The organism is Sinorhizobium terangae, from assembly GCF_009601505.1.
GTDB lineage: Bacteria > Pseudomonadota > Alphaproteobacteria > Rhizobiales > Rhizobiaceae > Sinorhizobium > Sinorhizobium terangae.
Genome location: NZ_WITC01000010.1, coordinates 1 through 1,218 on the forward strand (window position 1 = coordinate 1; position 1,218 = coordinate 1,218).

The following is a 1,218-nucleotide window of genomic DNA, read 5'->3' on the forward strand; positions in this document are numbered from 1 at the left end:
CAGCGCCGCCGTCAAAGACATTTTGCTTTCGAACCCCGATGGGCTGCGCGAGGTGATCCGCACGGTGATGCAGGAGGTGCTGGAAGCGGAGATGGACGAGGCGCTGGGAGCTGCGAAAGGCGAGCGCACGCCGGAGCGGCTCGGCTACCGTTCGGGCCACTATGGCCGCACGCTGATCACGCGGGTGGGCAAGCTCGAGCTGCGGGTGCCGCAGGATCGCTCGGGGCACTTCTCCACCGAATTGTTCGAACGCTATCAGCGCTCCGAGCGGGCGCTGGTGGCAACCTTGGCGGAGATGTATGTGCAAGGGGTGTCGACGCGGAAGGTCAAGGCGATCACCGAGGAGCTGTGCGGCCATGCCTTCTCGGCGTCATCGATCTCGGCGATCAACAAGCGGCTGGACGAGAGCCTGAAGGCCTTTGCCGAGCGCTCGCTTGAAGAGCCGTTTGCCTACCTGATCCTCGATGCCCGTTATGAGAAGGTGCGCGAGGCCGGTGTGGTGATGAGCCAGGCGGTGTTGATCGCTGTCGGCATCGACTGGGACGGACGGCGGCAGATCCTGTCGGTCGAGATGGCCGGCCGTGAAAGCCGTTCCGCCTGGAAGGACTTCCTCGTCAGGCTGAAAGGGCGCGGTTTGAAGGGCGTCGAACTGGTGGTCTCCGACGACCATGCCGGTCTCGTCGCGGCAATTGGCGAGGTGATCCCGGAAGCTGCCTGGCAGCGCTGTTACGTGCATTTCCTCAGGAACGCCCTCGATCACCTGCCGCGCAAACATGGCGACGATTGCCTGCAGGAGCTTCGATGGCTCTATGATCGCCGCGACCTTGATGAGGCGAAGGCCGATCTCGCCGCGTGGCTGGGAAAATGGTCGGTCCGCTATCCGCGCCTGACCTCCTGGGTTGAGGAAACCATCGAGCAGACGCTGACCTTCTTTCGTCTGCCGCGCCAGCATCACAAGCACCTCAAGAGCACCAACATGCTGGAACGCCTCAACGAGGAAATCCGCCGCAGAACCTACGTCGTGCGCATCTTTCCCAACACCGAGAGCTGCCTACGCCTCGTCCGCGCGCTCGCCGTCGAAACCCACGAAAACTGGATGGAGGCCAATCGCTACATCAACATGGACGACCTGCGAGAGCACAAGAAACTCGCACTCCGTCAAGCCGCATGACCAGCACGCATGACCGCCCAATTTTGCAGAACTTGACGCACACAACC

General features: G+C 62.5%; 1 protein-coding gene. It reads left to right on the forward strand.

Going from position 1 to position 1,218, the window contains the following annotated elements; translation table 11 throughout:
* Positions 1-1,171, forward strand: a 1,171-nt coding sequence (locus GHK62_RS01275; RefSeq protein ID WP_153436558.1) for an IS256-like element ISRm5 family transposase, incomplete at its 5' end; no start/stop codon positions are given.
* Between the last annotated feature and the right edge of the window lie 47 nt (positions 1,172-1,218).